Source organism: Asticcacaulis excentricus (assembly GCF_003966695.1).
Taxonomy (GTDB): domain Bacteria; phylum Pseudomonadota; class Alphaproteobacteria; order Caulobacterales; family Caulobacteraceae; genus Asticcacaulis; species Asticcacaulis excentricus_A.
Genome location: NZ_AP018827.1, coordinates 1,127,298 through 1,152,662 on the forward strand (window position 1 = coordinate 1,127,298; position 25,365 = coordinate 1,152,662).

A 25,365-nucleotide genomic window follows, 5' to 3' on the forward strand; every position below is an offset into this window, starting at 1 on the left:
GCAATCGGTTCCACGGCGCTTAATTCCCGAATTTGTAGTTCAGCGCCAGCTTTACCGCCCGACCATAATAGAATTGCTCGGCCTGTGTGCGGTAGCGCGCCGTCACCGTGCGGCTTTCATTGGACTGAGGGCCCAGCAGGTTGGTGCCTGTCGCCACAAGGGTCAGTTTTTTGTTTAGCGGATGCGACCAACTGATCTCGGTGCTCCAGTTGACACCCGAACGCGACTGTAAGCCCCGATTTTGCATCACGGTCGCCGAGAACTGATACTGATCGCCGCTCAGGCCCGCGCGCTTGGGGCCATCATATTGCAGCATCGGTTTGACCATCCAGAAGGTCGCCTCGCGCGGCCCGCCCGCCTCAATGGCTTCCGAACGGTTGCGGGTGAAGCTAGCGCTGCCGCTCTGGCTCCAGCGCCCCTTGCCCGGCAGACGCTTGACCGGAAAGCGCCAGTTGACGTCAAACCCGGCATACTGGGTCTGGCCGCGATTGACCGGCCGCGACAGGATGACCTCGCCGTCGATCAGGGTGTTGACGTTTTCGATAGCGTTACTGGCTTCACGCATGAACAAGCTCGCGCCCCACAACGAGTCCTTGTGCTCCCAGTCGTAGCTGGCCTCCAGCGAATTGACGAGGACGAGCGCCAGATCGGGATTACCGCTCTGCGCCCAGGTCAATGACCCGCGCAGAATTTGCGGGTCATATTGCCCAAGATTGATCGGATCGAGGCGGCGGCTGTAGCTAAGGCGTATTTTGCCATCCTCGCCCCAGGCCCGACTGAGGTGCAGGGAGGGGAACCATTCCGTCTCCCCGCCCCGCCGCCCGGCAATATCGCGGCGGCGATCTTCGACACGCAGACCCGGCATGGCCGTCCACTTGCCCGACAGGGGCCACTGCAGGGTCACATAGGCCGCGGCCGTTGTTTCGCGCCCGGCAAAGCGGCTGTCGTAGTCGATCAGTCCCGGCATATCGCTGTCGAGTGATCGCGCCATACGCAGCCTCTGTCTCTGCCAGTCGAAACCGGCACTGAGCAGTTTGTTACCCCCCAGCGGCTTCTCGTAATCGGCCTTGATCTCCTGCCCATGGTCTCGCTGAATATCGCTGACGCGATTGGTGCCCGTACTCGCGCCCATGTACGCATAGAGCGTGGAATCGCGCGTATGGTTCAGTTCGTCGCTCACCTCGACTGTCAGGCGTTCCCCTTTGTCATCGGCAAAGGTGTAGTTCAGTTCGTAAGCCCACAGGCGCAGGAACCACGGCTCATAGGCGCGTTCACGCGTCATCCCTTCGGCGCTGTCGTCATAGGCCGTCAGGTTATTGCCGGTCCAACTGGCCTCACTTTGCCGAACCTTCAGCTTCAGTGAACTGCGCGGCCCCAGCTTGTAGCCCCCGCGCAAACCGACATTGCGCCATTCGTTGTCACCGATATTGATGCCTTCTTCGCGCAGACGGCCCGTCACCTGCCCCTGCGCGTTGATATAGTCACGTGTGGTAAACGAGCGATTTTTCGTCGGGCCGCCATTGGCAGACAGGTTCAGCCCCCACGACCACGGCCCCTTGCCGTCGTCATAGCTGAGAGTGGCCCCATAGCGATCACGCGAGTGCGCCCAGAGCGAGGCAGACCCTCTGCGCACGACCTTACCGCGCGGCTTTTTGGTGATGATATTGATAATGCCTTTGCTGGTGGCCGCCGCGTACTGGGCCGAAGGGTTGGTGATGACCTCAATGCGCTCGATCTCCGATGCCGGCAGCATACGCAGCACCTGCTTGCCCTCCGCCGGAGGCTTGCCATCGACCCAGATGGTCACACCGGAGTCGCCGCGCAGAAGAACCTTGTCATCGGGGGTGACGGTGACCGAGGGCACCTTGGACAACACATCGCTCAATTGCCCGGTGGTCGCCTGCGGGTCGGTCTTAATGTCATAGACGCGACGGTCGATGCGCGTGCCGGCGCTTTTGCTGGCGGTGACGGTGATTTCTTCGATGGCTTCGCCGGGTTTGGCGTCTTTTTCAGCGGTGGCAGGCGCCGCTTGAGCGGTTTGCGTGGCCTCTTGCGCCTGAACCGCCGTCGCCAGCGCCAATCCCGCCAGCAGCCCGGCGGCGGCCGCCCCATAAACCAAGCCTCTCTTCATCGAGCCCCCCAAAGTGTCGGCATCCCCTTATCCCACTGACACACGCAATCAAGGCGAGATTCCGGCAAACCCAACCTCAGCGACACACGAGCGCGTGATCAGAGAGGGGTAAGGCCCTTGGCAAATCTCTGGGCATTCCACACATAGTGATCCGCCGACAGAGTGAGCCGCGCGATCTGATCTTCGGTCAGTTCGCGCGCCACCCGTGCCGGAGACCCGATCAGCAGCACCCCATCCGGGAAGACCTTGCCTTCCGGCACCAGCGCCCCGGACCCGACGATCGAGTTCCGGCCGATCACCGCGCGATTGAGCACCACCGCATTGATGCCGATCAGGCTGTTGTCGCCGACCGTGCAACCGTGCAGCATGGCCTTGTGCCCGACTGTCACCCCCTCGCCGATCCTCAGGGGTGATCCGGGGTCGGAATGCAGCACCGATCCGTCCTGAATATTGCTGCGCGCCCCGATCATCATGGGCTCGTTATCGGCGCGCAGTACGGCGTTGAACCATACGCTAGCGCCGTCCCCCAGGCGCACATCACCGATCACCTGCGCCGAAGGCGCGATCCAAACGCCTTCGCCCAGCGTTGGCGAAACGCCGTCCAAAGCAAAAACCGTCATCGCGGCCCTGTCCTCCCGATTGTTTCCTTACGCTTATGAGCGTGAGATAGGGCCCGTGGCAAGCCTTGGGCGGTCGTCGCGCGAAATTCCATTATTTCGCGTATGCACAAAAGTTTTCCACAACCCATTTAAGAACTCGGTAAGCATTCTGCCGGAATCTGGTACTGTTCTTCAGGGGGAATCACCAGAGCCCCCCAACAGGACCCGGCGACATCCGGCCCGTTACCTTTCAAGAGGTTTTCAGTGGCTCACAGGTACGTGTTTGCACCCGAAAATGTCCCCCCGCCCCCGGCGGTGCGGCCCCAAGGATGCGACACACCCGGACGCGCCCGCCTTTCCTCCCCTGACGCATACGCGAAGACGAACCCTTACCCGGTTTCGTCTTTTTTTGTGCCTCAAATCCCGCTCTTGCTGACGCGCACTGACCGGACGCCTGCACTGCGTTCCGGCTGGCGCTCTTTTTTAAGGAGGCTGTCATGACCAAGCGTTCCACCAAGCGTTTTCTGCGCGAAGGTACTCTCGATGCCGAAGAATATGCCCGCGACACCAAGGTGCGCCGCATTTCCGTGCATCACGCCGCCTGGTCGCCGGTAGCCCCAGCAAACGAAGAAAGGGACCAGAGCTACGTCAAAACCATCAAGGCCAAGTCCGATGGACAGGCGCAGCTTCTGACCGCCATTGACGAGAAAAACCTCGTTCTGGCGTTGGGGCCGGCAGGGACGGGCAAGACCTACCTCGCCATCGCCAAGGCCGTTGAGGCGCTGGAGGCCGGGAAGGTCGGCCGCATCGTCCTGTCGCGCCCGGCGGTCGAGGCCGGGGAGTCGATCGGCTTCCTGCCCGGCGATATGGAGGACAAGCTGGCCCCCTATCTGCGCCCCCTGTACGACGCCCTGACCGATCGCCTCAGCATGAAGCGCGTCAAGGCGCTAATGCAGGAAGGCCTGATCGAGATTGCGCCGGTCGGCTATATGCGCGGCCGCACGCTGAACAACGCCTTTGTGGTCATCGACGAAGCACAGAACTGCACCTATACGCAGCTCAAAATGCTGCTGACGCGCCTCGGATGGAACTCGACCATGATCGTCACCGGTGACCCGAACCAGTCGGACCTGCTGCCCGGCCTGTCGGGTCTGGCCGATGTGGCGGCGAAGTTCGAAACACTCGATACCGTGGCCGTGGTGCAGTTGAAGGACAAGGACATCGTCCGTCACCCGCTGGTCGCACAAATGCTCGGCGTTTTGTAAGCGCAGGCACATCGCGAAAGCAAAAATTTAAAATGGAAAGGGCGGGGGGCTCTCCGCCCTTTTCTTTTAACCCCGGAAAAACTACAGCACGAGCGGGCGATAGGCCGTCGGGGTCACACTGAAATCAGCGCGCAGGGCCTGACGGCGCGGCGTGTCGGAGAAGCCGATATGCACCCACGTCCCCTCATAGATCAGCTGATCAAACACGATATCGCTGGCCATGATCTTGCGGCAGATATCGAGCGGCGTGCCAAAGCGCTGCGATACAAAATCCACCGCCCGGCCGATCATGTGGGCACTGGTCTTTGAGCCGCCGATTTTGGCATTAAGCGTCGGACCGCGATAGCCGCTGCGCACCGTGATGGGCTGCCCCAGAAGCGCACGCACCTTGTCCATGCGCTGCGCCGTGTCCTTGAGATTGGCCAGATGCTCAGGCGTCGGCGTGTTGTCGATGCCGTTGCGTTCCGCAATATCGGACTGGGTCAGTTCTTCCAGCGTGAAATACTGGCTGAGCGGCGTATAGCCCGGATAGCTGGGCGGCAGGACCGGCTCCGGCCACACCTGTTTGGCGCGTTCATATAGCGCCTTACGGTGATCGAGGCCGTTGGTCCCACCATTGATGATGCGCGTAATGCCGACAAGGTCATCGGCATCGGCCAGCGCGTTGAGGTTTTTGGCACGCCAGAAGGCCGCAGACGCACGCGCCGCCGTTTCCGCCTCCTCCAGCTTTTGCGGCTGCTCGGCCAGAGGCAGGCCCGTCAGTTCCCCGTAGCGCGTATAGTTGGCCCGCCCGGTGATCATAATAAAACCGCGCCCGATATAGCGGAAGCCGTCGCCGGGCTCGACATTACCCAGTTCGGGGCGGTTGCCATAGATGGCTTCGGCAATGGCCGCCTTGCCTTCATTCACCAGCCGCTGGGCGTTTTCCAGCGAGCCGACACGCTTGGGGAAGGTCTTGTAGAGGCCCTGCGCGCTGTAGTTCAGGTTTTCAACCAGTGCGCGGAAATTATCGCACTCATGCGCCAGTTGCGCCATGAAGTGCGCGACCCGCCGTGGCGTGTCGATACCGTATTCGACCCGCGCCGCTTCCAGTGCCGGGGCATAGACGGCGATGCGCGTCGCATTGGCCTGCGGCGACAGGGCCTTGAGCGTGTCCGCCGTAATCATCAGTAATCCCTCGACCGCAGCGACGGATCGGGTAAGGCGTCGTCGGCCTCGACCACTTGAGCCGGAACCGCCGCCAGCGCCGGGGCGGTCGCGGTGGTGGTCACGGCGGATGAGGTCGGCAAGGTTATGACGCGCATGGTCGTTTCATCCGGGAAGGGTTGAAGCGGCGTGAAGGTCGAAGCCGGCGGTGGCGCGCCCCCTTTGAAGGTCGAGCGCACCGTCATCAGCTTGCTCAGCACGTCGAACCAGAAGGGCGCCCCCAGCGTCACGGCAAAAGCCGTCATCACCCAGCCTGAAATCAGCGCCACCATCGGCAGCACGTTAAACAGCGCATTGTCGCCGAGGGTCGGCGTCCCGTTATAGGCATTGGTGGCGATCTCAATCGTGCGCCCGACGGCCAGTTGCGCATTGTGCCACCACTGATCCGGACGATCGAGCCGGAAGTCAGGCGCCGGTGTCTTTGGTTCCTTGCTGGGTGGGCATTTGCGGTTATCGTGCAGCGGCGTGTCATTGCCGCAGAAACGGAACAGGTGCTGCATACTGTCCATAGTGGTGGCGTTCCACCCCAAGGGCAGGCCCAGACGGCTCAAAGGGTTATCCAGACTGGCCGTCGCCTCTACGCCCTTGGCGGCGGTGTCGGTATAGTATTGCTGGGCCGAGGCCTCGACCGCCTTGCGCAGGCTGGGCGAGCGGTAGAGCGTATCGGCAATCACCACCGTGTTGACGTTCATTACCACGCAGGCGACGAGGCTGAACCAGAACAGAATGGTCTGCGTCTCATGGCGATACCAGCCGGACACGCGGTCCATGGTGGCGTTGAACCACTGCTCCAGAAAGGTACGCGCCTTGTTCATATCGCCATCGGCGGTATTGACCGCCAGTTGCACCACCCTGGCCAGACGCGGATTATTGAGGTTGTTAGTAGCGTTCAGCACGGCCTGCGGGTCGAGACGCCCGGACTGGGTCTGACCGCCCTTTTCGCTGATCATATCCAGCACAACGAAGGCGAAGTGCTCGGCCGGTATGTAGGACGGCAGTTTGCGCCCTTCGAAAAAGCGGCGGCGCGGCGGCGGCTTATAGTTGCCGCGATACAGCGTCATGATCAGGGGGTGGTTATAAAACCCTTCCAGAAATTCAAAGCCGTGCAGCTTGTCACCCGACTTGCGGTCAAAGCGCAGGGAATGCCCCTTGGGCAGGTTGCACAGAAGTTCGATCAGGCCGCGCTCCAGATTGCGCGAACGGCTTTTGAAAAAGCCTTCTACGGCTTCGCGCGCCGTCGTCGCCAGCACGCTCATCAGCAGGTAGATGAACACCAGACCCGCGGCGACATCTATGGACTCCGGCAGCAGCATGTCCCCCACCCCGACCCGTTCATGGAAATTTTTATAAAAAATCAAACAGCCGGGGAATGACGTTAACCATAATTAACGAAAGCGCAATCACCAAATCGTGACACTTTCCACAGGGTGGAAAGTGGCGCATTCGGGTCACAGGTCATGGCGTGAAAGTTAGCCTATTCCGGCCGTTCGAGGGCGCTCAGCTTTTCGCGGCCTTCGGGGCTGAGGGTCAAGCCGTCGGCAACGGTTTTGGCCGTCGCCACGGCCCCGCGCGGCGACATCATGGCCGCCGCCTTCATCGAGGCGTGTGTAATACCCGCCAGCCGCGCCACCGCCATCTGCCGATAGCTGTCGAAGCCCTGCACCATGCAGGCACCGGCGGCCTGTTTGGCCGCGGCCGCCAGTTGGCCCAGATATTCGCTCAGCGCGTCGTCATCGCGTTTAACGCCATCATATTCGATGCACACGCCCGAAAGGCCGCACTTGGCCAGAGCTGAGATGACCTTGCGGTCCGAAGACACGTGCCCCACCACCGTCATGCAGAAGGGCTTGATCAGCGAGACGATTTCCAGAACGCGGTGCGGCGGCACCCCATCCAGACCGCGCACCTCAAACAGGACTTTCAGCCCCATCTCATTGGCGGCCTTGGCCACTTCGTGCGTGATCTTCTGACGCGCGCGCTGCGAGGCGAAGGTGGAAAAGGCGGCGGGCACGACCATCAGCATCTTGCGCTGATCGGCCTCACGCATACGCAGAATTTTCAGCCCCTGCTCGATATTGGTGATATCGACCAACTCGCGCAGACCCCAATCCATATTGGCCAGCGCCTTGCGGTCCAGCAGGGTGTTGTCCGACGCCTCGACGACCAGTGGCTCCAGTCGGTGGCCGATCATCACCATCTTCTTCATCTCGAACAGGGGCTCGTTGGATGAAGCGATGCGCAGGGTGCGATTGGCCAAGGTCACGGTGGCCGCCACCATCACCGGGCGCTGGATATTGGTCATTTGCGGCCCCTGACCGGGCGTGCGGACGGCCTCACCCGTGGTTTCGCCCGTAATCGGCTTTACGCGCTCAGGCCCGGCTTCCGGGCGGTCGAACCAGGTTTTGAGGTCAATCGGATTGAGCAGGAAGCGGTCCACGTCCTCGACCTGCACCTCATACAGGGGCACCGGCACTTCGGAGACGTCACCGACAAAGAAATTCCCCAGATCGCGCCACATCTCGGTCACCGACAATGCCCCTCGCCGCGATCCTTCCGTCGGGATTATGGCCAGCCAGGCGTCATCATTGATGCGCAGGCACCAGTTCGGCTCCTGAAAGCGGCGTTCAAACCCGGTCTTGAGATGTTCGTAAACCAGCTCGCTCTTGACGTCCCACTTGGAGCCCAGACGCACGATCAGCGTATCGAGTTTGAGCAGAAAGGCATGGCCCCGCGCACTGACACGGGTTTCGCGCAGGCGCTCGATGATATTCACCGCGTCCTCGCGCTCCAGCACCAGCCGTTCAGGCTCCGCTGCGCTACCCTGCCCTGTCGAAAGGATGTCTTGAGACATGCCGCTGACACCAGCCCTACTTACAACACCATCCCCCTCAGCCTACGGATGCAGCGTTGAAACAACATTAACGCACATGTCAAAAATGCAGCGCGCGGGTCTGAGGAGGTGAAAGGACGCTGCGAACGAAAGAGTTAAGCAAGTCTTCACTCTAGTATCGTGAATTTGAAGTTCGCTTCATTTTGATATCGAGAGCTGGGCGAACTTCAAATTCAAAAACGATACTAGATACAATAAGTTGCTAGTGTCCGGTTGAATCTGAAATTCGCCAGAGAGCGATATCAAGCGCATGCGAATTTCAGATTCAGGACACTAGGTGTTAAAACCTTGTACATCTTGAGCGAATCGCCCGGAGGCTTGCCATTTCCGCCGTTGCACCGGCCCCTGACGACCTGGACCGCGTCGCCCCTGCGGCAGACGCGCCCGAAGTCGTGCGCCCGGACAGCGGCCTTCAGCCCCTGACACAGGTTCGGACCCTTTTGCATCTGATGCAACTGAACGCTCTGGCGCGGCGTCAGGCGGGTTTGGCGGACGAAAGCCAGCCGGGCTTTGTCGCACGCCTGAAGGCGCTGATCGCGGACCTGCCTGCGGACAGCGCGCAAGCCGTACTCAACGAACTGGCCGAGGCCGACTGGGCCGATCCGGATCTGGTTGCCTCCCTGTGCCGTTTATCACAGGCCGGGGCCGCGGGTCTGCTGGGTTCGCCGGTTTTGCGCGATCACGACCTCCTGTCGCTCTTGGCCGATTCAGCCGACCGCGCGCGCCTGATCGCGCGACGATCCCATCTCAGCCCTGCGGTCATCGACGCCCTGATCGCGGTGGCTGACACCGCCACGGCCACCGCGCTGCTGAACAACCGCCACCTGCGCCTCAACGCCGTCGCTTTCGATGCCCTGACCGACCGCGCGCGCACAGACATCGCGCTGCGCGCCCCCCTGACGCGCCACCCTCGCCTGACGCGCGAAGCGGCGGCCCGCCTGCTCGATGTGGTGGGGCCGGACCTGCGCGCCACCTTGCTTGGCCGCTTTGAAGGCCTTTATGCCCGGCATTTTCACACCACACCGCCGGCCGATGCGGCACAGACCCTGCACCGGCTGCAAGGCGGCGATTTCCTCGCCTTCCGTCAGGGTCTGTCGCGCCTGACCGGACTGGACCGCGCCGTCGTGGACCGCGCCCTGACGCAGGACTCCGCCGTGCCTCTGGTCCTGCTTCTGAGCGCCGCGAAGATCGACCGGGCCGCCTTCGCGGACATACTGGCTCAGGTTCAGGCGCTGAATGACGGGCACCCGCGTATTCATGAGCGCCACCTGGCCTTTGTGCGCGGCCTGTTCGATCTCGATGCCGACGAAGCCCGTCAAAGGCTGTTGGCCATCTATTCCCATTGAACGAAATCCGTTTTAAGACGGCTATCCCCTGCTGTTCAGACCCTGCCTCATGCCCCTCAAACTCGCCTTTACCGCCTCCGAACGCCCCGAAGCTCAGGCCGCCTGCGCGGTCTTACGCAAACGGTATGGCGAGTCGAATGACCCGGATGTGATTGTGGCGCTGGGCGGGGACGGCTGGCTTCTGGAGTGTGTGCACGCGCATTTCCGCGACGAACGCCCGATCTTTGGCATGAATATGGGCTCGATCGGCTTTCTGCTGAACGAATATCGTGAAAACGACCTGATGGCGCGCATCGAGAGCGCCGAGCATACGCGCATCAGCCCCCTGCGCATGACCGCCACCAATGGCCGTGGCGAAGTGCAGGAGGCGCTGGCCTTCAATGAAGTGTCGCTGCTGCGGCAGACGCATCAAAGTGCCAAACTGCGCATCCTGATCGATGGCAAGGCGCGGCTGGAGGAACTGATCTGTGACGGCGCGCTGGTGGCAACGCCGGCGGGTTCGACCGCCTACAATCTGTCGGCGCACGGGCCAATCATCCCTCTCGACGCGCAGGCCCTCGCCCTGACCCCGATCAGCGCCTTCCGCCCCCGCCGCTGGCGCGGCGCCCTGCTGCCCCATTCCGCCAAGGTGCGCTTTGAGGTGCTGGAGTGCGATAAACGCCCGGTAGCAGCCTCGGCCGATACGTTCGAAGTGCGCTATATCCGTGAGGTCGAGGTCGTCGAGGCCCCGGAACTATCGGCGACGATCCTGTTTGATGCCGGTAATGGCTATGATGAGCGCGTGCTGACGGAACAGTTTTCGAGCTGACCTTTGTCGTCCACAGGTGAAATACGTGGCTATTAGGGCTTCCTAAAGGGGTTTGGGATATGGTTGACGAAACAATCCTACGGAAATAACCACGTCATGTCCGAAAAAGCCCAGGTCATTCAGATCCCCAACACTTTGCGCGCCAAGGTCGGCGGCAAGCTGGGTGCGCTTGATCCGGCCACGCTTGCCAAGGCGGAAGAAGCCCTGTCGTCCCTGTCGGATCAATTCGACAACTGGCTGGACGATGAGGTCAACAAGCTGGAAAAAGCGCAGGAGACCATCCGCAACGAAGGCCTCAGCGAAAAGAACGCCGAACAGCTCTATTTCCGCTGCCATGATCTCAAAGGGCTCGGCACCACCTATGGCTATCCGCTGATCACCCGCATCGCCGGTTCGGTGTGCAAGATGCTGGACGACGAGACCATTCGTTTGCAGTCGCCGCGCCTTCTGATCGACGCCCACGTCGATGCCATCCGCGCCGTCGTGCGTGGCAAGATCAAGGACGAAAACCATCCGGTGGGCGTGACGCTGGCCGAAACGCTGGAAGCGCGCGTCAAGGAACATATGGACAAGTTCAAAGACTGATACGCTTTGCGTCTGGTCACACAAAAAGCCCCGGTTCGCACCGGGGCTTTTTGCGTTTCAGGGGGATGGATGTCAGCGAGTGGCGACCGCTGCGGCCGGTGCCTTGGCCTCGCTGAGGCCGAACAGGGCGTCCGGCAAAGCCCCAATGATAGCCGCCGACAGGCAGGTGGCGACAAAGCCGGCAAACAGAGCCTTCCACACCAGACTCAACACCTCTTCGCGGCGCTCGGGCATCAGCACGCCCAGCCCCGTGACCGTGATGCCGACCGAACCGATATTGGCGAAACCGCAAATGGCATAGGTCATCAGCATCCGCGTGCGCTCGCTCATATCCTCTGCCGGGATCGCGCCCAGCTTAAGGAAGGCAACAAACTCGGTCAGAGTCAGCTTGGTGCCAAGGATATAGCCCGCCTTCTGCGCCTCTTCCCACGGCACGCCAATGATCCAGGCCAGTGGGGCAAAAACGACCGACAGACCGCGTTCCAGCGACAGGGGCTCGCCACCGACGTGCGGGAACATGCCCAGCAGGATGTTGACCAGCGAGACGAAGGACACGAAAACGATCAGAATGGCCGAAATATTCATCACCACCATCAGGCCGTCCGCTGTACCCTTGGAAATGGCGTCGATGGCGCTATCGTACTTGAGCGACGAATTGTAGTCGGCGACCACGCCGCCCTCGCCTTCTTTCTCCGGTACGATAATGCGCGACAACAGCACGCCTGCCGGGGCCGAAATGATCGAGGCGACCAGCACGTGACCCGCCGCATTGGGCAGGGTGGCTTTGAGGATCAGGGCGTAAGCGACCATGGTCGAACCGGCCACCGTGGCCAGACCCACCACCATCATCATGAACACTTCCGAGCGCGACAGCTTGGACAAATAGGCGCGGATGACGATGGGGCTTTCGATCATGCCCAGAAAAATATTGGTGGCCACCGCCAGTGCCGACGCGCCGCCAAGGCCCATCGTCTTCTGAAACAGGAAGCCGAAGCCCTGCGTGATCCATTTGAGGATATGCCAGTGCCACAGAAGCGCCGACAGGGCCGAAATGACGAGGATCAGTGGCAGGACCTGAAAGGCAAAAACGAACAGGGCGCTCTGGTCCTGCACGGTATAGGGCTGGGCACCGCCGCCCAGATAGCCAAAGACGAACTGCGTGCCCTGATTGGTCGCGGCCGCCAGAGCGTCCACGCCGGCATTCACGCTGTCGAGCACGGCCTGCGATTGCGGGAAACCGAAGAACAGAAAGGCCAGAAGGACCTGAACGCCAATGGCACCGAGGGTCAGAAAGACCGGAAACTTTTTCTTGTTTTCCGAGAGCAGCCAGCAGGCCAGCAGCATGATCCCGATGCCCAGTATGCTCTGGACGTTCAGCATTCCGTAAGACGGCATGTACACAATCCCCTGGCGGCTCTGCACACGATTTCGCCGCCCAAACTGTAAATATCCGATAACCTTTGAAACCAAGGCAAGCGGTTTCTTCGTCTGGCCGACACTATTTTCGCTATCCGCGATCCGCTATGACAAAAAGGCGACAAATCCAGATGACAAATCACCTTGTGCCCCTGTAGTCTCGCCACAATACCGGCCCCAAGACGCCGCCCATAACAAGGACAGGACTTATCAAGTGAGCCCTCAGCCCGGTCTTAATGACGCCGTCGTTCGCCACCTGCTGGTTGTTGACGACGATGATCGCATCCGTACCCTGCTCAAGGAGTTCCTGTCGCGTCAGGGCTTCCGCGTCACCGCCGCCGCCCATGCCGACGCCGCCAAGCGGATGCTGCAACTGCTGGATTTCGACCTCCTGATCCTCGACGTGATGATGCCGGGCGAAGACGGCTTCTCTCTATCGAAATGGGTGCGGCAGCATTCCAACGTACCCATCCTTATCCTGACGGCGCGCGGCCTGCCCGACGACCGTATCATGGGGCTAAGCCTGGGGGCCGACGACTACCTGTCCAAGCCGTTCGAGCCGCAGGAACTGTTGCTGCGGATCGAAGCGATCCTGCGTCGCACCGGCGTCAAGCCTGCCCTGCCGAAGACCATCAGCATGGGGCAGATCACCTTCGACCTCGAACGCGCCGAACTGACACGAAATGGCGCGATGGTGCGCCTGACCGAGGCCGAGGCGCAGCTTTTGAAATACCTGGCTGAACGCGCCAATGTGCCGGTGGATCGTATGGACCTCGCCAAGGACAGCGTCGATACCACCGGTCGCGCCGTGGACGTTCAGGTCACCCGACTGCGCCGCAAGATCGAGCCGGACCCCAAGAACCCGCGCTACCTGCAAACTGTGCGCGGCAAGGGCTATATGCTGGCGCCGGATTAAGGCTTCGCCCTACCTGCTCGCGAGGAGGGAGGGCCGCGAAGTGGTGTGTGGGGCAAACCACGCAAAGACATGCCCCCTCCGGCGCAGACCAACTGCGCCACCTCCCCCGCCCCGCAGGGGAGGAGGATCGGTTGAATGCGCATACCCCGTCTCAAATTCTGGCCCCAGGCCATCAAGCGCAAGATCCCCAAGACGCTGTGGGGCCGCGCCCTGCTGATCATTGTCCTGCCCGTCGCCCTGATGCAGGTGGCGGTGACCTGGGCCTTTTTCGACATGCACTGGGAAACCGTTACCGCCAAGCTGTCGGAAGGGCTGGTCGGCGACGTCGCCTGGGCCGTCGATGCCTACAAGGCCGATCCGACGCCGCAGACCATGGCCACCATCTCCGCCGCCGCGCAGAAGTCGATGCAGCTATCCATCGTCTATCAGCCCGGCCGCGCCCTGCCCGAAAACCGCCGGCGCAACGCCTGGGCCGCGCTCGACCGCTCGCTGAAACGCGCGCTCAATGAGCAACTGGACGACCCCTTCTGGTTTGACACCACCCGCTATGCCGGGTCTGTCGATATCCGCGTCAAGGTGAAGGATGGTGTGATCCGGGTGATTGCGCCGCGTGAGCGCGCCTTCGCCACCCGCGCCCATATCTTCGTACTGTGGATGACGGGCGCGACCCTGCTTCTGACCGCCGTGTCGATCCTGTTTATCCGCAATCAGGTGCGCGCCATCGAGCGCCTGTCCGTCGCCGCTGAAAAGTTCGGGCGCGGCGAAGATGATCCCAATTTCAAGCCCTATGGGGCGGCCGAGGTGCGGGCGGCGGCGCAAAACTTCCTTAAGATGAAATCGCGCATCCAGCGTTATATCGAACAGCGCACCACGCTTCTGGCCTCGGTGAGCCACGACCTGCGCACCCCCCTGACGCGGCTGAAGCTGGAACTAGCCATGGCCCCGCCCGATGCGGCGACCGAACGCATGAAGCAGGACGTGTCGGAAATGGCCTATATGATCGACGAATATCTGGCCTTTGCGCGCGGCGAAATGCAGGAAAGCCCGCAAACCACCTCAGTCAACGCTCTGCTGGAAACCGTCGTGGACGGCGCCCGCCGCGCCGGGCATCAGCCGGAATTTGTCCCCCTTTCGGAAGACGTCGAAACCTCGATTCGCGTCATGGCGCTCAGCCGCGCCCTGTCCAATCTGGTGATGAACGGCTTTCACTACGCCACTCAGGTGCGCGTCTCTGCCGAGATCGAGCACAAGGCGGGCGGCAAGCAGTCGCTGCATATCTATGTCGATGACGACGGCCCCGGCATCCCGCCCGAAAAGCGCGAAGAGGCGCTCAAGCCCTTTTCGCGTCTGGATGATGCGCGCAATCAGAACAAGAAGGGCGTCGGATTGGGGCTGGCCATCGCCCGCGATACGGTGCGCAGCCATGGCGGCGAACTAAACCTCGATCAGAGTCCGCTGGGCGGCCTGCGCGCCGATATAGGCATACCGCTGATCAGTTAAATGCATCCGCGCATTAACCCTGTTTTCTAACCCTTTATTGACCATATGGGCCCATTGTGCACGCTAAAGCCGAAAAAATGATCGGCTTGCCCAGAACAGAAGGTTCCCGATGGCCAAGGCCTCCACGCATCGAACGGTTGCCCGTTCCCGCGCCCCCCTGAAGGCGTGCGGTGAGTGCAATCTGTGCTGCAAGGTCTATGACGTCGAGGACGTCGGTAAAAAGGCCGGGAAGCTATGCAACCACACCCGCGAAAACGCCGGTTGCGGCATCTGGGGACTTCACCCGCAAATCTGTCAGGATTTCAAATGCCTGTGGCTGAAACACGATGACCTGAATGGTCTGTGGCGGCCCAATATAGCCGGCTTTGTCCTGCGCCTTGAGCCGAATGGCACGACGCTGAATGTCGATGTGGACCCGGCGCGCCCGGATTCGTGGCGGCAAGCCCCCTACTATGCGCAGTTCAAGCTGTGGGGCGAAGGCATTCTGCGTAATGAGAGCCTTGTCGTCGTCTATGCGCCGGAAGGGCTTTACGTTGTCACCCCCGACGAGGACCTGTTCCTGCGCCAGCCCAGACGCGGCGACATACTGGAAACCGGTATGGAAATGACGCTGTTCGGCCCCCGCGCCTTCGCCCGCGTCGTACCCGCCGCCAAGGGCCGTGACGCGCTGAGAGCCTAGAGCGGGATGATTTTAAATAGAAGCGTCATCCCGCTCTAAGCTTCTGGTTTGTCGCGATATTTTTGTCGAAAACTGCTCACACTTTTCGACATATCGCTCTGAAAGGGTCTCTCAGCCGTTTTATTGCAGCCAGATCGCCTGACAATTTCGCTTAAATCCGTGTGACCGTGTATTCGCCCGACACCGTGTACGCATCGGGCGAATGTCAGATACAACGCAACTCAAGCGCCTTCCTTGACCTCCGGCACCACGGTTTCCGGCAGAGGCTCCGGTTCATCCGTCGTTGGCACCGCCAGGCGGGTGGTATTTTCGATCAGGATGCCGGTGTCTTCGTCGCGCACGATCTCTTCGCCGCGCAGCACCTTCTCGATCTCTTCACCGCTCAGGGTTTCGACATCAAGCAGGGTTTGGGCCAGACGATGCAGGTTGTCGAGGTTTTCGGTCAGGATGCGCTTGGCCTCATCATAGCCGCCCTGCACCAGACGTTTGACCTCACCGTCGATGGTCTGAGCCGTCGATTCCGACACGTCGCGACCAAAGGCCCCGTGCTCGTCCTCGGCGTCCTTATAGTTGACGAGCCCGAGTGCGTCCGAGTAGCCCCAGCGCGTGACCATGGCCTTGGCCAGACGGGTCGCCTGCTGGATGTCTGATGACGCCCCCGACGTGATCTGATCCTTGCCGAAGATCAGTTCTTCGGCCACACGACCCGCCATTAGAATGGCCAGACGCGAGGTCATCTGCACGTAGTTCTGCGAATAGCGGTCGCCTTCGGGAAGTTGCATCACCATACCCAGCGCACGGCCGCGCGGAATAATCGTCGCCTTGTGCACCGGATCGGCTTCCGGGGCCTTCAGCGCCACGATGGCGTGACCGCCTTCGTGATAGGCCGTCAGCTTCTTTTCGGCTTCGGACATGGCCATGGAGCGGCGCTCGGCCCCCATCAGCACCTTGTCCTTGGCGTCTTCAAAGTCCTTCATGGTGACCAGCTTGCGGTCCTTGCGCGCCGCCATCAGCGCCGCTTCGTTGACAAGATTGGCCAGATCGGCCCCGGAGAAGCCCGGCGTACCGCGCGCCACCACCTTGACATCGACATCGACAGCCAAAGGCACATTGCGCATGTGCACGCGCAGGATGGCTTCGCGACCCGTCAGGTCGGGGTTCGGCACCGTCACCTGACGGTCGAAGCGGCCGGGACGCAGAAGCGCGGAGTCGAGCACATCCGGACGGTTGGTCGCCGCGATGATGATGATGCCTTCCTGAGCTTCAAACCCGTCCATTTCAACCAGCAACTGGTTGAGGGTCTGTTCGCGCTCATCATTACCGCCGCCATGACCGGCGCCGCGATGGCGACCCACGGCGTCGATTTCGTCGATGAAGATGATGCACGGCGCATTCTTCTTGGCCTGTTCGAACATGTCACGCACGCGCGAGGCGCCCACGCCGACGAACATTTCCACAAAGTCCGAACCTGAAATCGAGAAGAAGGGCACGCCCGCTTCACCGGCCACCGCACGGGCCAGCATGGTCTTACCCGTACCCGGAGGGCCAACCAGCAGCGCCCCTTTGGGGATCTTGCCACCCAGCTTCTGGAACTTGGTCGGATCTTTCAGGAAATCGACAACCTCCTGCAATTCTTCCTTGGCCTCATCAACGCCGGCCACGTCGGCAAAGGTGACGCGGTTCTTGTGCTCGGTCAGAAGGCGGGCCTTCGACTTGCCGAAGCCCATGGCCCCACGACCGCCGCCCTGCATCTGACGCATGAAGAACAGCCACAGGCCGACGATCAGCAGGATGGGCAACAGACCGGACAGCAGTGACACCAGGAAGGGCTGGGTGACGGTCTTCATATTGACCTTCACGTTCTTGGAATCGAGCCAATCGGCGGTATCGCTATTGGGATAAGGGATGACGACCTTGTGTTTCTGCTTGGCGGTGTCGGTAACCACGGCCTGATCGCGGTCGATATCGGCCGATACGATCTGACCCGCATTGACCTGTTCCTTGAGCACCGAATAGCTCATTTCCTTCGGCGCATTCTGATAGGGGGTCTTGCCGACCACGGCATAGCCGACCATCAGAACCGCCAGAAGTATCCCGACAATCGTCAGAGCACGAAAATTCATAAGCTTCCTCACAAGCAGCCAGCGGGCTGCGGGTCTTGACGGCGGCCAGAAACCGCCTGTTGGTTGAACCTATATAGTAGGCTCTTTAACGCTACGCTACCGGCAGACCGCAGGAAAACGCGGGATGACAGGCTTCCTCTTCGTTGCGGATGAGACCAAGCGCCGCGCGCAACCGGTTGTACGTCACGTCCTGCAAATCTCCTGCCGCAAACAGGCGTACCGACTCGTCGTGTTTCAGAACAGGCATGGCGGCACGCACGACGGGCGGCAGGCCCTTCAAACGCAGGCGATCCTCCGGGGACAGAGCGTTAAGATGCCCCTTTGCCGGGACGATTTCGCTCCCTATGGCGTAAGTCGGCAGACGGTAGCGTCCGTCCCAGATATCACCGATCCGCTCAGGGCGTGCCCCATTGCGGGTCATGTCGCCGGGCTCACGGCAGATCAGCCAGCCACCCTCATGGGCCTCGATGCGCGCCCCGCACAGGGTAAAGCGCGTTTGACCTTTGCCGACGGCGGTAAGGATATGCGCAATCTCCGCCTGACGCGGCAGCTTGTCCCCACCCCCGGCACAAACGATCAGGGCCGAGAGTATGTCAGGGGCTGGCAAGGCAGGGATATGGAAACAGGCCGCACCTGTCGGCGTTACGTTCATTGCAACCGCCAAATCCGGTGAGAGGGTGGCGCTACGCATATCGGTTGCAAAGGGCGTCACCCCCTGCTGCCGTACCCGCGCGCGCAGATAGCTTGGGTTGGCATTGGCCGGGTCATCGACATAGGACACGCCCGCCGCGTTCAGCCAGTCCCGCAGCCGCGCCCGTCCGATGCCCAGCAGGGGGCGCAGATAGAACATGCCCTCCCCTTGCGGCCAGAAAGGCGCGGGCGACCACAGTTTCGGTGCGCCAACCGTCGAACCTTCGGCGCGCATGGCAGCCGCTTCAGCTACATCATCGGCATTGTGTCCCAGACAGAGGACGCGGATGGCTTTTGCGCGTGCCGCTTCGAGGATCAGAGAATGCCGTGCCCGGCGCGCCACCGCCTGAAGCCCGGTACGGGGCTTGTCCCCCGCCCAGCGCAGGACGGTGACCGGCACACCCAATGCGCGCCCTAGCGCTTCGACACCGCGCACCCAGTCGGCACTCAGGGGGTTGATACCATGATCAACGGTGAACACCTCCAGTGGTCTCTGCCCCCACAGCCACAACAGGAGGAGAAGGGCCACAGAGTCTCCGCCGCCCGACACCGCAACGCCCACGCGCCGTTCCGCCGGGCCATTGAGATACTCAGCAAAACGCAAACGGCTTGCGGCTATGTCCGGAAAGCGTTCCAGACCCGCCGCAAGCCGCGATCTTACATCGGGAGGTATTAGCTGCACTTGCCCTTGGTCGCCAGCGCCTTAGCCTGCGACTTGATGGCCGCCGACGCCGCCGAGGCATAGCGCTTGTTGAATTCGGCAATCGCGACGCACGATTTCGGCGCGTCGGTTTGCGCCAGGGCGGTGGCCAGTTTCACGGTCGCTTCGGGGGCCCAGCTCGTCTTGGGCCAGCCTTTCAGCGAAGTGGCATAGGCCGCCACCGACCCGGAGACGTCCCCTTTGACGGTGCGGATCTGACCCAGACGGAACCAGGCTTCCGGCGTCTGCGGAGCTGAGGCCCACTTGGTCGTAAACTCGGTAAAGGCGCGCTCGGCATCGTCCATCTTGCCGTTGGTCAGCAGGTCGTAGGCCTGATTGAAGTCACCTTCGGCCGTCCCGGTGGTCGGCGGTGGCGGCGGCGGTCCGGCCAGCGCCGCGTCGATGTCTTTGAGGTGGGCTTCGGCCAGATCCAGACGCTGGACCAGCGTGCCGATACGTGCCTCCAGCCCGGCGATCTTTTCATTGGCCTGACGCGCGGCGAAGCCGGCCTCTTCGATCTGACCGGTCAGGCGCGTGATCTGCTGCGCCTGATCATCGACCTTGCGCGACAGGATTTCGACCGTGGCCTGAAGTGCGACGACTTCGGGGTCCGGTTCGATCAAGGCGGGCGGCCCGGCATTCTTACCGGTTTTGCCTTCATAATTCGAAATGGCGCGTTCCAGCTTGCGCACATTGCGGTCCAGACGCTCCAGGCGCTTCTTGTCCCATTCGACCGGAGGCGACTTGTCGTCGGCCTCATCCTGATCAATCGAAAAGAGCTGGGCGTGGGCGGGCGTGGGCGCAACCGCGCTCAGTGAGGCCGCCGTCGCAACGGCGATCGTCAGGGCGGAAAGGGTGGCCTTTAAACTCTGGCGGGTCATGCGTGTCCTGAAACCTGTGGGGGCGCGTGTTCAAATACCTGACGTGCGCGCCTCAGATGTCAACCATTTTTGTAACGGTTTCCATCGTGACGGGCCACTCCGGCGAAATTAAGACGTCGGATGTGGCATAGAGGACCAAGAGAAAACCCCGCCGACTGGGCGGGGGTTCCTTAATCTATTTCGCGGCGGTCAGCTTGTCGTTCTGGACCCAGCCGACATTGTCGTTGTCGTCCATGACTTCCCACCACATGCCGTCCTTGTTGCCGGTCGGATAGAGGAGCATGTCCTTGGGCAGGGCGCGGATCATCTTGCCCGTCGCCGCCGGGGTGGCGCGCAGGCTGGTCGGCGTCAGGACGACGAAAGAACGCTGCGGCGCGGCAGCCTTACCGCCAATGTCGAGGCCACCCATTTCCTGCACCATATTGGTGTAGGTGACGATAAAGGCTTGGGTTACGATGCGACCGATTTCCGTATCTTCATAGCCACCACCGACGGCGCCGGCAAAGCCCGCGCCACCGCCGACACCCCAGGTCAGGTCATTCTTGGCTGCGCTGCCTTCAAACGAATTGGATTCAGACGTGCGCACATCCGTCAGCGACAGGATGGTGTTGGCTTCGAGCTTCTTGGTACGGAAGCCGCCAATAACGGCGCCGGCGCGACCGCCGACCATGCCGCCAATGATGCCTGCGGCACCGCCGCCACCCGTATTGGAATCCGCCGCAGCGACCTCAGCCACCAGCACGAAATCCGCCGCCTTGATCTGGTTCTGGCCGACATTGGAGCCGCCTTGCAGGCCGATACCCGCCGCCAGATCCCGCTCGCGCTGCGCCGCATTCATGCCTGCGCCGCGATCGACCAGCGAAAAGCAGCCGGACTTCTGAACGATGACACGCAGCAGCTTTTGCGGCGGAGCCAGATTGTTCTGCGCCCAGCCACGCTCATCGTCACCGTTGACGATGGAGATGGTCCCCAGCTTCTTGGTGCACTTCGGGATCGAGTCCATCATGCTGTTCTGGGTTTGCTGAACCTTGGACGGTTTGGCCGTCTGGGCCATGCCAGTCACCGGCACGACAAGAGCGGCCAACGCGATGGCGCTGAGATATTTATGCATATCCTACCCCCTGGTATGAAATGTCGGGATGCTGTTCGGATGAGGGTCGCCTGTGAAACGGACAGGCCGACCAACGCGGTGACGCGGACTCTACTTTCCCCTGCGATAGCAGGCGGGAGGTGTCGCGGCAAGCCCGAGCCCGCCCCCCTCCCCCATTCAGGGTATAAAAAAGGGCCCGGCGAACCGGACCCTTTTCATTCCGTCATCTTGGTCTGAACGCCTATTGCGCGCCTTCGGTGATGGCGGTGTGGGCGTTACGGTTCTGCGACCAGGCTTCCTCGTCAGCGCCCGTAGCGATCGGGTTTTCCTTACCGTAGGAGATGGTGGAGATGCGCGACGGCACCACACCCTTCGAAGTCAGGTACTGCGACACCGACTCGGCGCGACGGGCACCCAGGGCGAAGTTGTATTCGCGGGTGCCGCGTTCGTCGGCATTGCCTTCGATACGCACCTTCACGGCCGGATAACGAACGAGCCACGCGGCTTGCTTGTCGAGCAGGGCCTTAGCGTCTTCACGCAGCGACGACTGATCCAGATCGAAGAACACGCGGTCGCCCACATTGACGACGAAGTCTTGCTGCGAGCCCGGAACCGGACCGGTCGGCGACAGCGGCTTGGTGTCGGCGGGCGGCGGCGGCGTATAGGCCGGGGGTGTTGCCGGCTGCTCGGCAACGACCGGCGGGGGCGTCACGACTTCCGGCTTCTTACCGGCACAGGCGGCCACGGAAAGCGTGGCGCAGGCCAGCAGAGCGAGTTTGAATACAGACTTGGTCATCGAAAAAAACCCCTTGGTTGGAACAATTGCAAAGTGGATGGAAACGGCGTGCCATTTCCTGAGAAAATGAATGATGCTACTTTTCCGCCAGATGGCGAATTTGTCAAATCCTAACACCACACTTAGTTACATTCTGTAACAGTCTTGTGGCAAAGATGTTGCGCTGCACACATAATGCGCTCAAAAATAGGGTGCGCGCAAATCCTCATAGGCAAAATAAGGATTTGCGCTCGTAAAAATCAGTATCCGATAGGGAATACCGCGCGATATGTCCCTTATTTCAGTCGGGGCGACCACGCCGGGTCCGATGCGCCACCCGAATAAGGCACGGCGCGCTCAATGCGACCCGACGCCTCCACCATCCACAGCGACGGCAGCGCGCCAGGCGGTTCACGGAAGAACATGATGTAGCGGCCATTGGGGGCCCAGGTCGGGCCTTCTTCGAGGAAGGACGAAGTCAGCAGCTTTTCATTGCCGCCACCGGCATCCATCACGCCGATAGAGAACCGACCGCCCGACTGCTTGGTGAAGGCGATCTTGTCACCCTTGGGGCTAAAGACCGGCGTCGAATAGATACCGCCACCGAACGAAATGCGGCGCACACCCGAACCGTCGGCATTCATGGCATAGAGTTGCGGCGAACCGCCCCGGTCAGAGTTAAACACGATGGTTGAACCGTCCGGCGAGAAGGAGGGCGAGGTATCAATGCCCGGATCGGTCGTCACGCGGCGCGTGGCGCGCGTGCGCAGGTCCATCACATAGATATCTGTATTACCGCCCTGCGCCACCGAATAGGCCAGCTTGCTGCCATCGGGCGAAAAGCGCGGCGCGAAGACCATGCCCTTGATCTGGCCCACGGCTTCCTGACGCCCCGTCTCGATATTGAAAACATAGATGCGCGCCGAATCTTCGCGCAGCACCATATAGGCCACTTCCTGCGAGTCGGCCGAGAAGCGCGGCGTCATCACCTTATATGAGCCGTCGGTCAGATAGGACGGATTGGCCCCGTCCTGATCCATGATGGCCAGTCGCTTGACGCGCTTACCGCGCGCCCCGCTTTCGGCCACGAAGACGATGCGGGTATCGAAATAGCCCTCTTCACCGGTCAGCTTTTCATAGATGGCATCGGCGATCTTGTGCGCGATACGACGCCAGTTTTCCGGCGTCGCCGTTACCGATTGCCCCAGAAGCTGCTTTTCGGAAAAGACGTCCCACAGGCGGAAATCGACCTGAAGGCGGCCTTCCCCATCGACACGCGCCACGCCATTGGCGAGCGCCTGCGCATTGATGGTCTTCCAGCTGGCGAAGGTCGGTGTGGCGTCGATGCCAACGCTTTGTTCGATAAAGGCATTGGGGTCAATGGGCTTGAAGAAGCCCGACCGCTCAAGGTCAGCCATCACCACCTTGGTGATCTTGTCGCCCAGATCAGAACCGCTCGATTCGATGTCGATGGCGATGGGCAGGGGCGCGATCACGCCCTCATTGACCTCAGCGCGGATCGGGGCCTGCGCAAAGGCGGCCAGCGGCGCACCCGCCAGAGCCAGAAAGGCTATGAGAGCCACGGCAGCGATTTTAAAGGGTTTCATGAAGGGCCTCCCGTTATGCGCCTGCGCAGGCCTTCTGCGCATTGAAGGTGATTTCCAGAGGTTGGTTATAAAGTCCGTCGGGCAGATTGTCGTACAGCTCACCCTTCTTGACCGCCGCCTGCGCGCGACCGGCGGCCGCCTGCCAAACCGGGTCATTGCGCGGATTTTGCCACTCCGGCCCCTTGATCACGCGGCCATTGGGCGAAATGGTGAAGGCAATAACCGCGCGCACCTGATCGCCGCCGGGCACATCGCAGTTGGGCGACCACAGGCGTTGCAGCTTGGCCGTCAGGGCGTTCAGGGCCGGACCGGTATCGGCCGCCGCACTGCCGCGCGCTGATGACCCATCGGTCGGCGTGCGCGTCGGACGCGCCGGAGTCCGTGTGTTGGACTTAGGAGGCGAGGACTTCACCTGAGAAAGGGAATCGAGATCAAGCGTCTGAGGCTTCGGCTTCTGCGTGCCCTTGGGGTCTGGCTTGGTCTTGGCCGGTTTAACAGGCTCCAGCTTTTTGGGCTCAGGCTTTTTGGTTTCCTTCTTCACCTCCGGCACCGGCTGTTTCGGCGCGGGCGGTGTCGGGACCGGTTCTGGCTCAGGCGTCGGCACGGGTTCCGCGGGCGCAGGTTCCGGCACGGGCTCCAGCACCGCCGTCTCATCGACCGGCGCGGCGGCCATCGAGCGTTCCGGCAGTTCGGCCACGATCTGCACCGGCACCGACACCACCGGCTTGGCCTCCGGCAGCGTGTTCCAGTTGAGGAAGGCAAGCGCCAGCACACCTGCGTGCAGGAGAAGCGAACCGATAAGGGCGCGACCCATCTTCATGGTTACGGTGCCGCCTCCCCGGCCGTCGCCGGTTTTTGCGTCTTGCCGAGGTTTTCAGTGAGAAGGTTGATCTTGGTGAAGCCGGAGGTGGACAGACGCGCCATCACCTTGGCCACGGTCTCATAGGGCGCGGCCCCTTCGGCGCGCACATAGATGGGCTTGGAAGTGTCGTTGTCGGTCATGGCCATCAGGCGCGGCGTCAGTTGGTCAAACGTGGCCGCATCATCCATGACGTACAGCGCGCCGTCGCGCTGGATGGAGACGGTGATCGGATCGCCCTCGTCCTTCAGTGCCGCCGCCTCGGTCTTCGGCAGTTCGATCTTGATGCCTGACGTCAGAAGCGGTGCCGAGATCATGAAGATGATCAGCAGCACCAGCATGACATCAACCATCGGCGTGACGTTGATTTCCGCCAGAGCGCCACGGCGTGCCCGCCGCCTGCCGCGCCGGCGTCCGCCGCCTGTGCCTGCATTACCCATTGCCATGTGCGTGCCCCTCTCAGCGACCGGCCAGCTTGCCGCCGAGGCGACCGGTGACCGACACCATCAGTTCATCGGCAAAGCCTTCGAGGCGACCCACGAAGCGCGCCACCTTGGCATTGTAGAGGTTGAAGAAGATGTAGGCCGGGATGGCCGCGCCCAAACCGATGGCCGTGGCAAACAGGGCCTCGGAAATGGCCGGCGCGACGGTGGCCAGATTGGTGTCGCCCTGCGAGGCGATGGCCGAAAAGGCGTTCATGATGCCCCACACCGTACCGAACAGCCCGATGAAGGGCGCGGCGGTGGCGACAACGGCCAGCAGGCTCAGGCCGTCTTCCATGGCGTCGGCCTCGGTCGAAATGACGTGGTTCAGTTCGCGATCGATGCGCGACAGCAGAAGTTCACCTTCCGGGGCCGAAATGCTTTTGCCCTTATACTCGCCCCAGGCCGACGTCACCGTCACCAGCAGCTTGGGAAAGGGCGCGGTCGGCTGAGTGCCGTGCTTGGCGGCAATGTCTTCCAGGGCGCGCCCGGCCGCCAGCTCGGCTTCGAAACCGGCAGCTTCCTTATTCAGCTTGGCCAGCTTGAAGCCCTTTTCGATGATGATGGCCCAGGACCACAGCGAGCCCAACGCCAGAAGAAGCATGACGCTCTTCACAACCCAGTCGGCCCGCAGGAACAGGTCGATAAAGCTGAGGGACTCGGCGGCGTGGGCGGCTTCCATGAACAACTCCTGAGGCAATAGTTAGGTCGGGGCCGGATTCAGTCCAAAGCCGGTGTCGTTTTGCGGAAAACGAAACGGGCTCTTAGACTCCTTTTCGCGTGCCTTATTCGAAAAACCGGTGTCCACTTTTTCGAA

At 61.6% G+C, this 25,365-nt stretch carries 22 protein-coding genes; 7 read left to right on the forward strand and 15 right to left on the reverse strand.

Features of this window, described 5'->3' with window-relative positions; genetic code table 11:
- Positions 1 to 19: 19 nt before the first annotated feature.
- Positions 20 to 2,131, reverse strand: a complete 2,112-nt coding sequence (locus EM6_RS05180; protein ID WP_126420776.1) for a TonB-dependent receptor — start codon at positions 2,129 to 2,131, stop codon at positions 20 to 22.
- A gap of 98 nt (positions 2,132 to 2,229) precedes the next feature.
- On the reverse strand, positions 2,230 to 2,751 hold the full coding sequence (locus EM6_RS05185) for a gamma carbonic anhydrase family protein (protein ID WP_126420778.1): 522 nt from the start codon (positions 2,749 to 2,751) through the stop codon (positions 2,230 to 2,232).
- A gap of 476 nt (positions 2,752 to 3,227) precedes the next feature.
- On the opposite strand from EM6_RS05185, the gene EM6_RS05190 reads away from it, so the two are divergent.
- Positions 3,228 to 3,995 (forward strand): PhoH family protein, encoded by a 768-nt coding sequence (locus EM6_RS05190; protein WP_126420780.1) that lies wholly within the window; start codon positions 3,228 to 3,230, stop codon positions 3,993 to 3,995.
- Between the two features lie 81 nt (positions 3,996 to 4,076).
- On the opposite strand, the gene EM6_RS05195 is transcribed toward EM6_RS05190, so the two are convergent.
- From EM6_RS05195 to EM6_RS05205, 3 genes are all read right to left on the reverse strand, one after another.
- Positions 4,077 to 5,162: a D-Ala-D-Ala carboxypeptidase family metallohydrolase gene (locus EM6_RS05195; protein WP_197723592.1), complete on the reverse strand. Its 1,086-nt coding sequence runs from the start codon at positions 5,160 to 5,162 to the stop codon at positions 4,077 to 4,079.
- The gene (locus tag EM6_RS05200) at positions 5,162 to 6,514 is read right to left on the reverse strand and encodes a hypothetical protein (RefSeq protein ID WP_126420782.1); all 1,353 of its coding nucleotides are present in this window, start codon (positions 6,512 to 6,514) and stop codon (positions 5,162 to 5,164) included. Before EM6_RS05200 ends, EM6_RS05195 begins: the two co-directional genes overlap by 1 nt.
- Before the next feature lie 161 nt (positions 6,515 to 6,675).
- Entirely contained in the window at positions 6,676 to 8,052 is a 1,377-nt protein-coding gene (locus EM6_RS05205) for a hypothetical protein (protein ID WP_232037103.1), read from the reverse strand.
- Positions 8,053 to 8,483: 431 nt separating this feature from the next.
- On the opposite strand from EM6_RS05205, the gene EM6_RS05210 reads away from it, so the two are divergent.
- From EM6_RS05210 to EM6_RS05220, 3 genes are all read left to right on the forward strand, one after another.
- Positions 8,484 to 9,437: a DUF2336 domain-containing protein gene (locus EM6_RS05210; protein ID WP_126420784.1), complete on the forward strand. Its 954-nt coding sequence runs from the start codon at positions 8,484 to 8,486 to the stop codon at positions 9,435 to 9,437.
- A gap of 49 nt (positions 9,438 to 9,486) precedes the next feature.
- Positions 9,487 to 10,245, forward strand: a complete 759-nt coding sequence (locus EM6_RS05215; protein ID WP_126420786.1) for an NAD kinase — start codon at positions 9,487 to 9,489, stop codon at positions 10,243 to 10,245.
- 96 nt (positions 10,246 to 10,341) lie between these two features.
- Entirely contained in the window at positions 10,342 to 10,830 is a 489-nt protein-coding gene (locus EM6_RS05220) for an Hpt domain-containing protein (protein WP_126420788.1), read from the forward strand.
- A 72-nt stretch (positions 10,831 to 10,902) separates the two neighbouring features.
- Here the strand turns inward: EM6_RS05220 and EM6_RS05225 are convergent, their stop codons facing one another.
- Complete coding sequence (locus EM6_RS05225; protein ID WP_126420790.1) at positions 10,903 to 12,225, reverse strand: NupC/NupG family nucleoside CNT transporter; 1,323 nt, start codon at positions 12,223 to 12,225, stop codon at positions 10,903 to 10,905.
- Between the two features lie 235 nt (positions 12,226 to 12,460).
- Here EM6_RS05225 and EM6_RS05230 point away from each other — a divergent pair, with 235 nt between their 5' ends.
- From EM6_RS05230 to EM6_RS05240, 3 genes are all read left to right on the forward strand, one after another.
- Positions 12,461 to 13,162: a response regulator gene (locus tag EM6_RS05230; RefSeq protein WP_013479076.1), complete on the forward strand. Its 702-nt coding sequence runs from the start codon at positions 12,461 to 12,463 to the stop codon at positions 13,160 to 13,162.
- A gap of 135 nt (positions 13,163 to 13,297) precedes the next feature.
- Positions 13,298 to 14,662 carry an ATP-binding protein gene (locus EM6_RS05235; RefSeq protein ID WP_126420792.1) on the forward strand — a complete coding sequence of 455 codons (1,365 nt, stop codon included), beginning with the start codon at positions 13,298 to 13,300 and terminating at the stop codon, positions 14,660 to 14,662.
- 109 nt (positions 14,663 to 14,771) lie between these two features.
- Positions 14,772 to 15,341, forward strand: coding sequence for a hypothetical protein (locus EM6_RS05240; protein WP_126420794.1), 570 nt, complete (start codon positions 14,772 to 14,774; stop codon positions 15,339 to 15,341).
- A 221-nt stretch (positions 15,342 to 15,562) separates the two neighbouring features.
- Here the strand turns inward: EM6_RS05240 and ftsH are convergent, their stop codons facing one another.
- The 9 genes from ftsH to EM6_RS05285 all read right to left on the reverse strand — a co-directional run bounded on the left by ftsH (position 15,563) and on the right by EM6_RS05285 (position 25,230).
- Positions 15,563 to 17,464, reverse strand: a complete 1,902-nt coding sequence (ftsH, locus tag EM6_RS05245; RefSeq protein WP_126420796.1) for an ATP-dependent zinc metalloprotease FtsH — start codon at positions 17,462 to 17,464, stop codon at positions 15,563 to 15,565.
- Between the two features lie 91 nt (positions 17,465 to 17,555).
- Complete coding sequence (gene tilS, locus EM6_RS05250) at positions 17,556 to 18,836, reverse strand: tRNA lysidine(34) synthetase TilS (protein WP_126420798.1); 1,281 nt, start codon at positions 18,834 to 18,836, stop codon at positions 17,556 to 17,558.
- The gene (locus EM6_RS05255; protein ID WP_126420800.1) at positions 18,827 to 19,735 is read right to left on the reverse strand and encodes a tetratricopeptide repeat protein; all 909 of its coding nucleotides are present in this window, start codon (positions 19,733 to 19,735) and stop codon (positions 18,827 to 18,829) included. Before EM6_RS05255 ends, tilS begins: the two co-directional genes overlap by 10 nt.
- A 175-nt stretch (positions 19,736 to 19,910) precedes the next feature.
- Positions 19,911 to 20,846, reverse strand: coding sequence for a CsgG/HfaB family protein (locus EM6_RS05260; protein WP_126420802.1), 936 nt, complete (start codon positions 20,844 to 20,846; stop codon positions 19,911 to 19,913).
- Positions 20,847 to 21,066: 220 nt separating this feature from the next.
- Positions 21,067 to 21,621 carry a peptidoglycan-associated lipoprotein Pal gene (gene pal / locus EM6_RS05265; RefSeq protein WP_126420803.1) on the reverse strand — a complete coding sequence of 185 codons (555 nt, stop codon included), beginning with the start codon at positions 21,619 to 21,621 and terminating at the stop codon, positions 21,067 to 21,069.
- A gap of 275 nt (positions 21,622 to 21,896) precedes the next feature.
- Positions 21,897 to 23,207, reverse strand: coding sequence for a Tol-Pal system beta propeller repeat protein TolB (gene tolB, locus EM6_RS05270; protein WP_126420805.1), 1,311 nt, complete (start codon positions 23,205 to 23,207; stop codon positions 21,897 to 21,899).
- A 13-nt stretch (positions 23,208 to 23,220) separates the two neighbouring features.
- On the reverse strand, positions 23,221 to 24,027 hold the full coding sequence (locus EM6_RS05275; RefSeq protein WP_126420807.1) for a hypothetical protein: 807 nt from the start codon (positions 24,025 to 24,027) through the stop codon (positions 23,221 to 23,223).
- Positions 24,028 to 24,029: 2 nt separating this feature from the next.
- Positions 24,030 to 24,512, reverse strand: a complete 483-nt coding sequence (locus EM6_RS05280) for an ExbD/TolR family protein (RefSeq protein WP_126420809.1) — start codon at positions 24,510 to 24,512, stop codon at positions 24,030 to 24,032.
- A gap of 13 nt (positions 24,513 to 24,525) precedes the next feature.
- On the reverse strand, positions 24,526 to 25,230 hold the full coding sequence (locus EM6_RS05285) for a MotA/TolQ/ExbB proton channel family protein (protein WP_126420811.1): 705 nt from the start codon (positions 25,228 to 25,230) through the stop codon (positions 24,526 to 24,528).
- Positions 25,231 to 25,365 lie beyond the last annotated feature (135 nt).

What these genes read in the sequence shown, in the direction of transcription:
- EM6_RS05180 (WP_126420776.1), bottom strand. Translation starts at nt 2,131, where the DNA reads ATGAAGAGAGGCTTGGTTTATGGGGCGGCCGCCGCCGGGCTGCTGGCG.
- EM6_RS05185 (WP_126420778.1), bottom strand. Translation starts at nt 2,751, where the DNA reads ATGACGGTTTTTGCTTTGGACGGCGTTTCGCCAACGCTGGGCGAAGGC.
- EM6_RS05190 (WP_126420780.1), top strand. Translation starts at nt 3,228, where the DNA reads ATGACCAAGCGTTCCACCAAGCGTTTTCTGCGCGAAGGTACTCTCGAT.
- EM6_RS05195 (WP_197723592.1), bottom strand. Translation starts at nt 5,162, where the DNA reads ATGATTACGGCGGACACGCTCAAGGCCCTGTCGCCGCAGGCCAATGCG.
- EM6_RS05200 (WP_126420782.1), bottom strand. Translation starts at nt 6,514, where the DNA reads ATGCTGCTGCCGGAGTCCATAGATGTCGCCGCGGGTCTGGTGTTCATC.
- EM6_RS05205 (WP_232037103.1), bottom strand. Translation starts at nt 8,052, where the DNA reads ATGTCTCAAGACATCCTTTCGACAGGGCAGGGTAGCGCAGCGGAGCCT.
- EM6_RS05215 (WP_126420786.1), top strand. Translation starts at nt 9,487, where the DNA reads ATGCCCCTCAAACTCGCCTTTACCGCCTCCGAACGCCCCGAAGCTCAG.
- EM6_RS05220 (WP_126420788.1), top strand. Translation starts at nt 10,342, where the DNA reads ATGTCCGAAAAAGCCCAGGTCATTCAGATCCCCAACACTTTGCGCGCC.
- EM6_RS05225 (WP_126420790.1), bottom strand. Translation starts at nt 12,225, where the DNA reads ATGCCGTCTTACGGAATGCTGAACGTCCAGAGCATACTGGGCATCGGG.
- EM6_RS05235 (WP_126420792.1), top strand. Translation starts at nt 13,298, where the DNA reads ATGCGCATACCCCGTCTCAAATTCTGGCCCCAGGCCATCAAGCGCAAG.
- EM6_RS05240 (WP_126420794.1), top strand. Translation starts at nt 14,772, where the DNA reads ATGGCCAAGGCCTCCACGCATCGAACGGTTGCCCGTTCCCGCGCCCCC.
- ftsH (WP_126420796.1), bottom strand. Translation starts at nt 17,464, where the DNA reads ATGAATTTTCGTGCTCTGACGATTGTCGGGATACTTCTGGCGGTTCTG.
- EM6_RS05255 (WP_126420800.1), bottom strand. Translation starts at nt 19,735, where the DNA reads ATGACCCGCCAGAGTTTAAAGGCCACCCTTTCCGCCCTGACGATCGCC.
- EM6_RS05260 (WP_126420802.1), bottom strand. Translation starts at nt 20,846, where the DNA reads ATGCATAAATATCTCAGCGCCATCGCGTTGGCCGCTCTTGTCGTGCCG.
- pal (WP_126420803.1), bottom strand. Translation starts at nt 21,621, where the DNA reads ATGACCAAGTCTGTATTCAAACTCGCTCTGCTGGCCTGCGCCACGCTT.
- tolB (WP_126420805.1), bottom strand. Translation starts at nt 23,207, where the DNA reads ATGAAACCCTTTAAAATCGCTGCCGTGGCTCTCATAGCCTTTCTGGCT.
- EM6_RS05275 (WP_126420807.1), bottom strand. Translation starts at nt 24,027, where the DNA reads ATGAAGATGGGTCGCGCCCTTATCGGTTCGCTTCTCCTGCACGCAGGT.
- EM6_RS05280 (WP_126420809.1), bottom strand. Translation starts at nt 24,512, where the DNA reads ATGGCAATGGGTAATGCAGGCACAGGCGGCGGACGCCGGCGCGGCAGG.
- EM6_RS05285 (WP_126420811.1), bottom strand. Translation starts at nt 25,230, where the DNA reads ATGGAAGCCGCCCACGCCGCCGAGTCCCTCAGCTTTATCGACCTGTTC.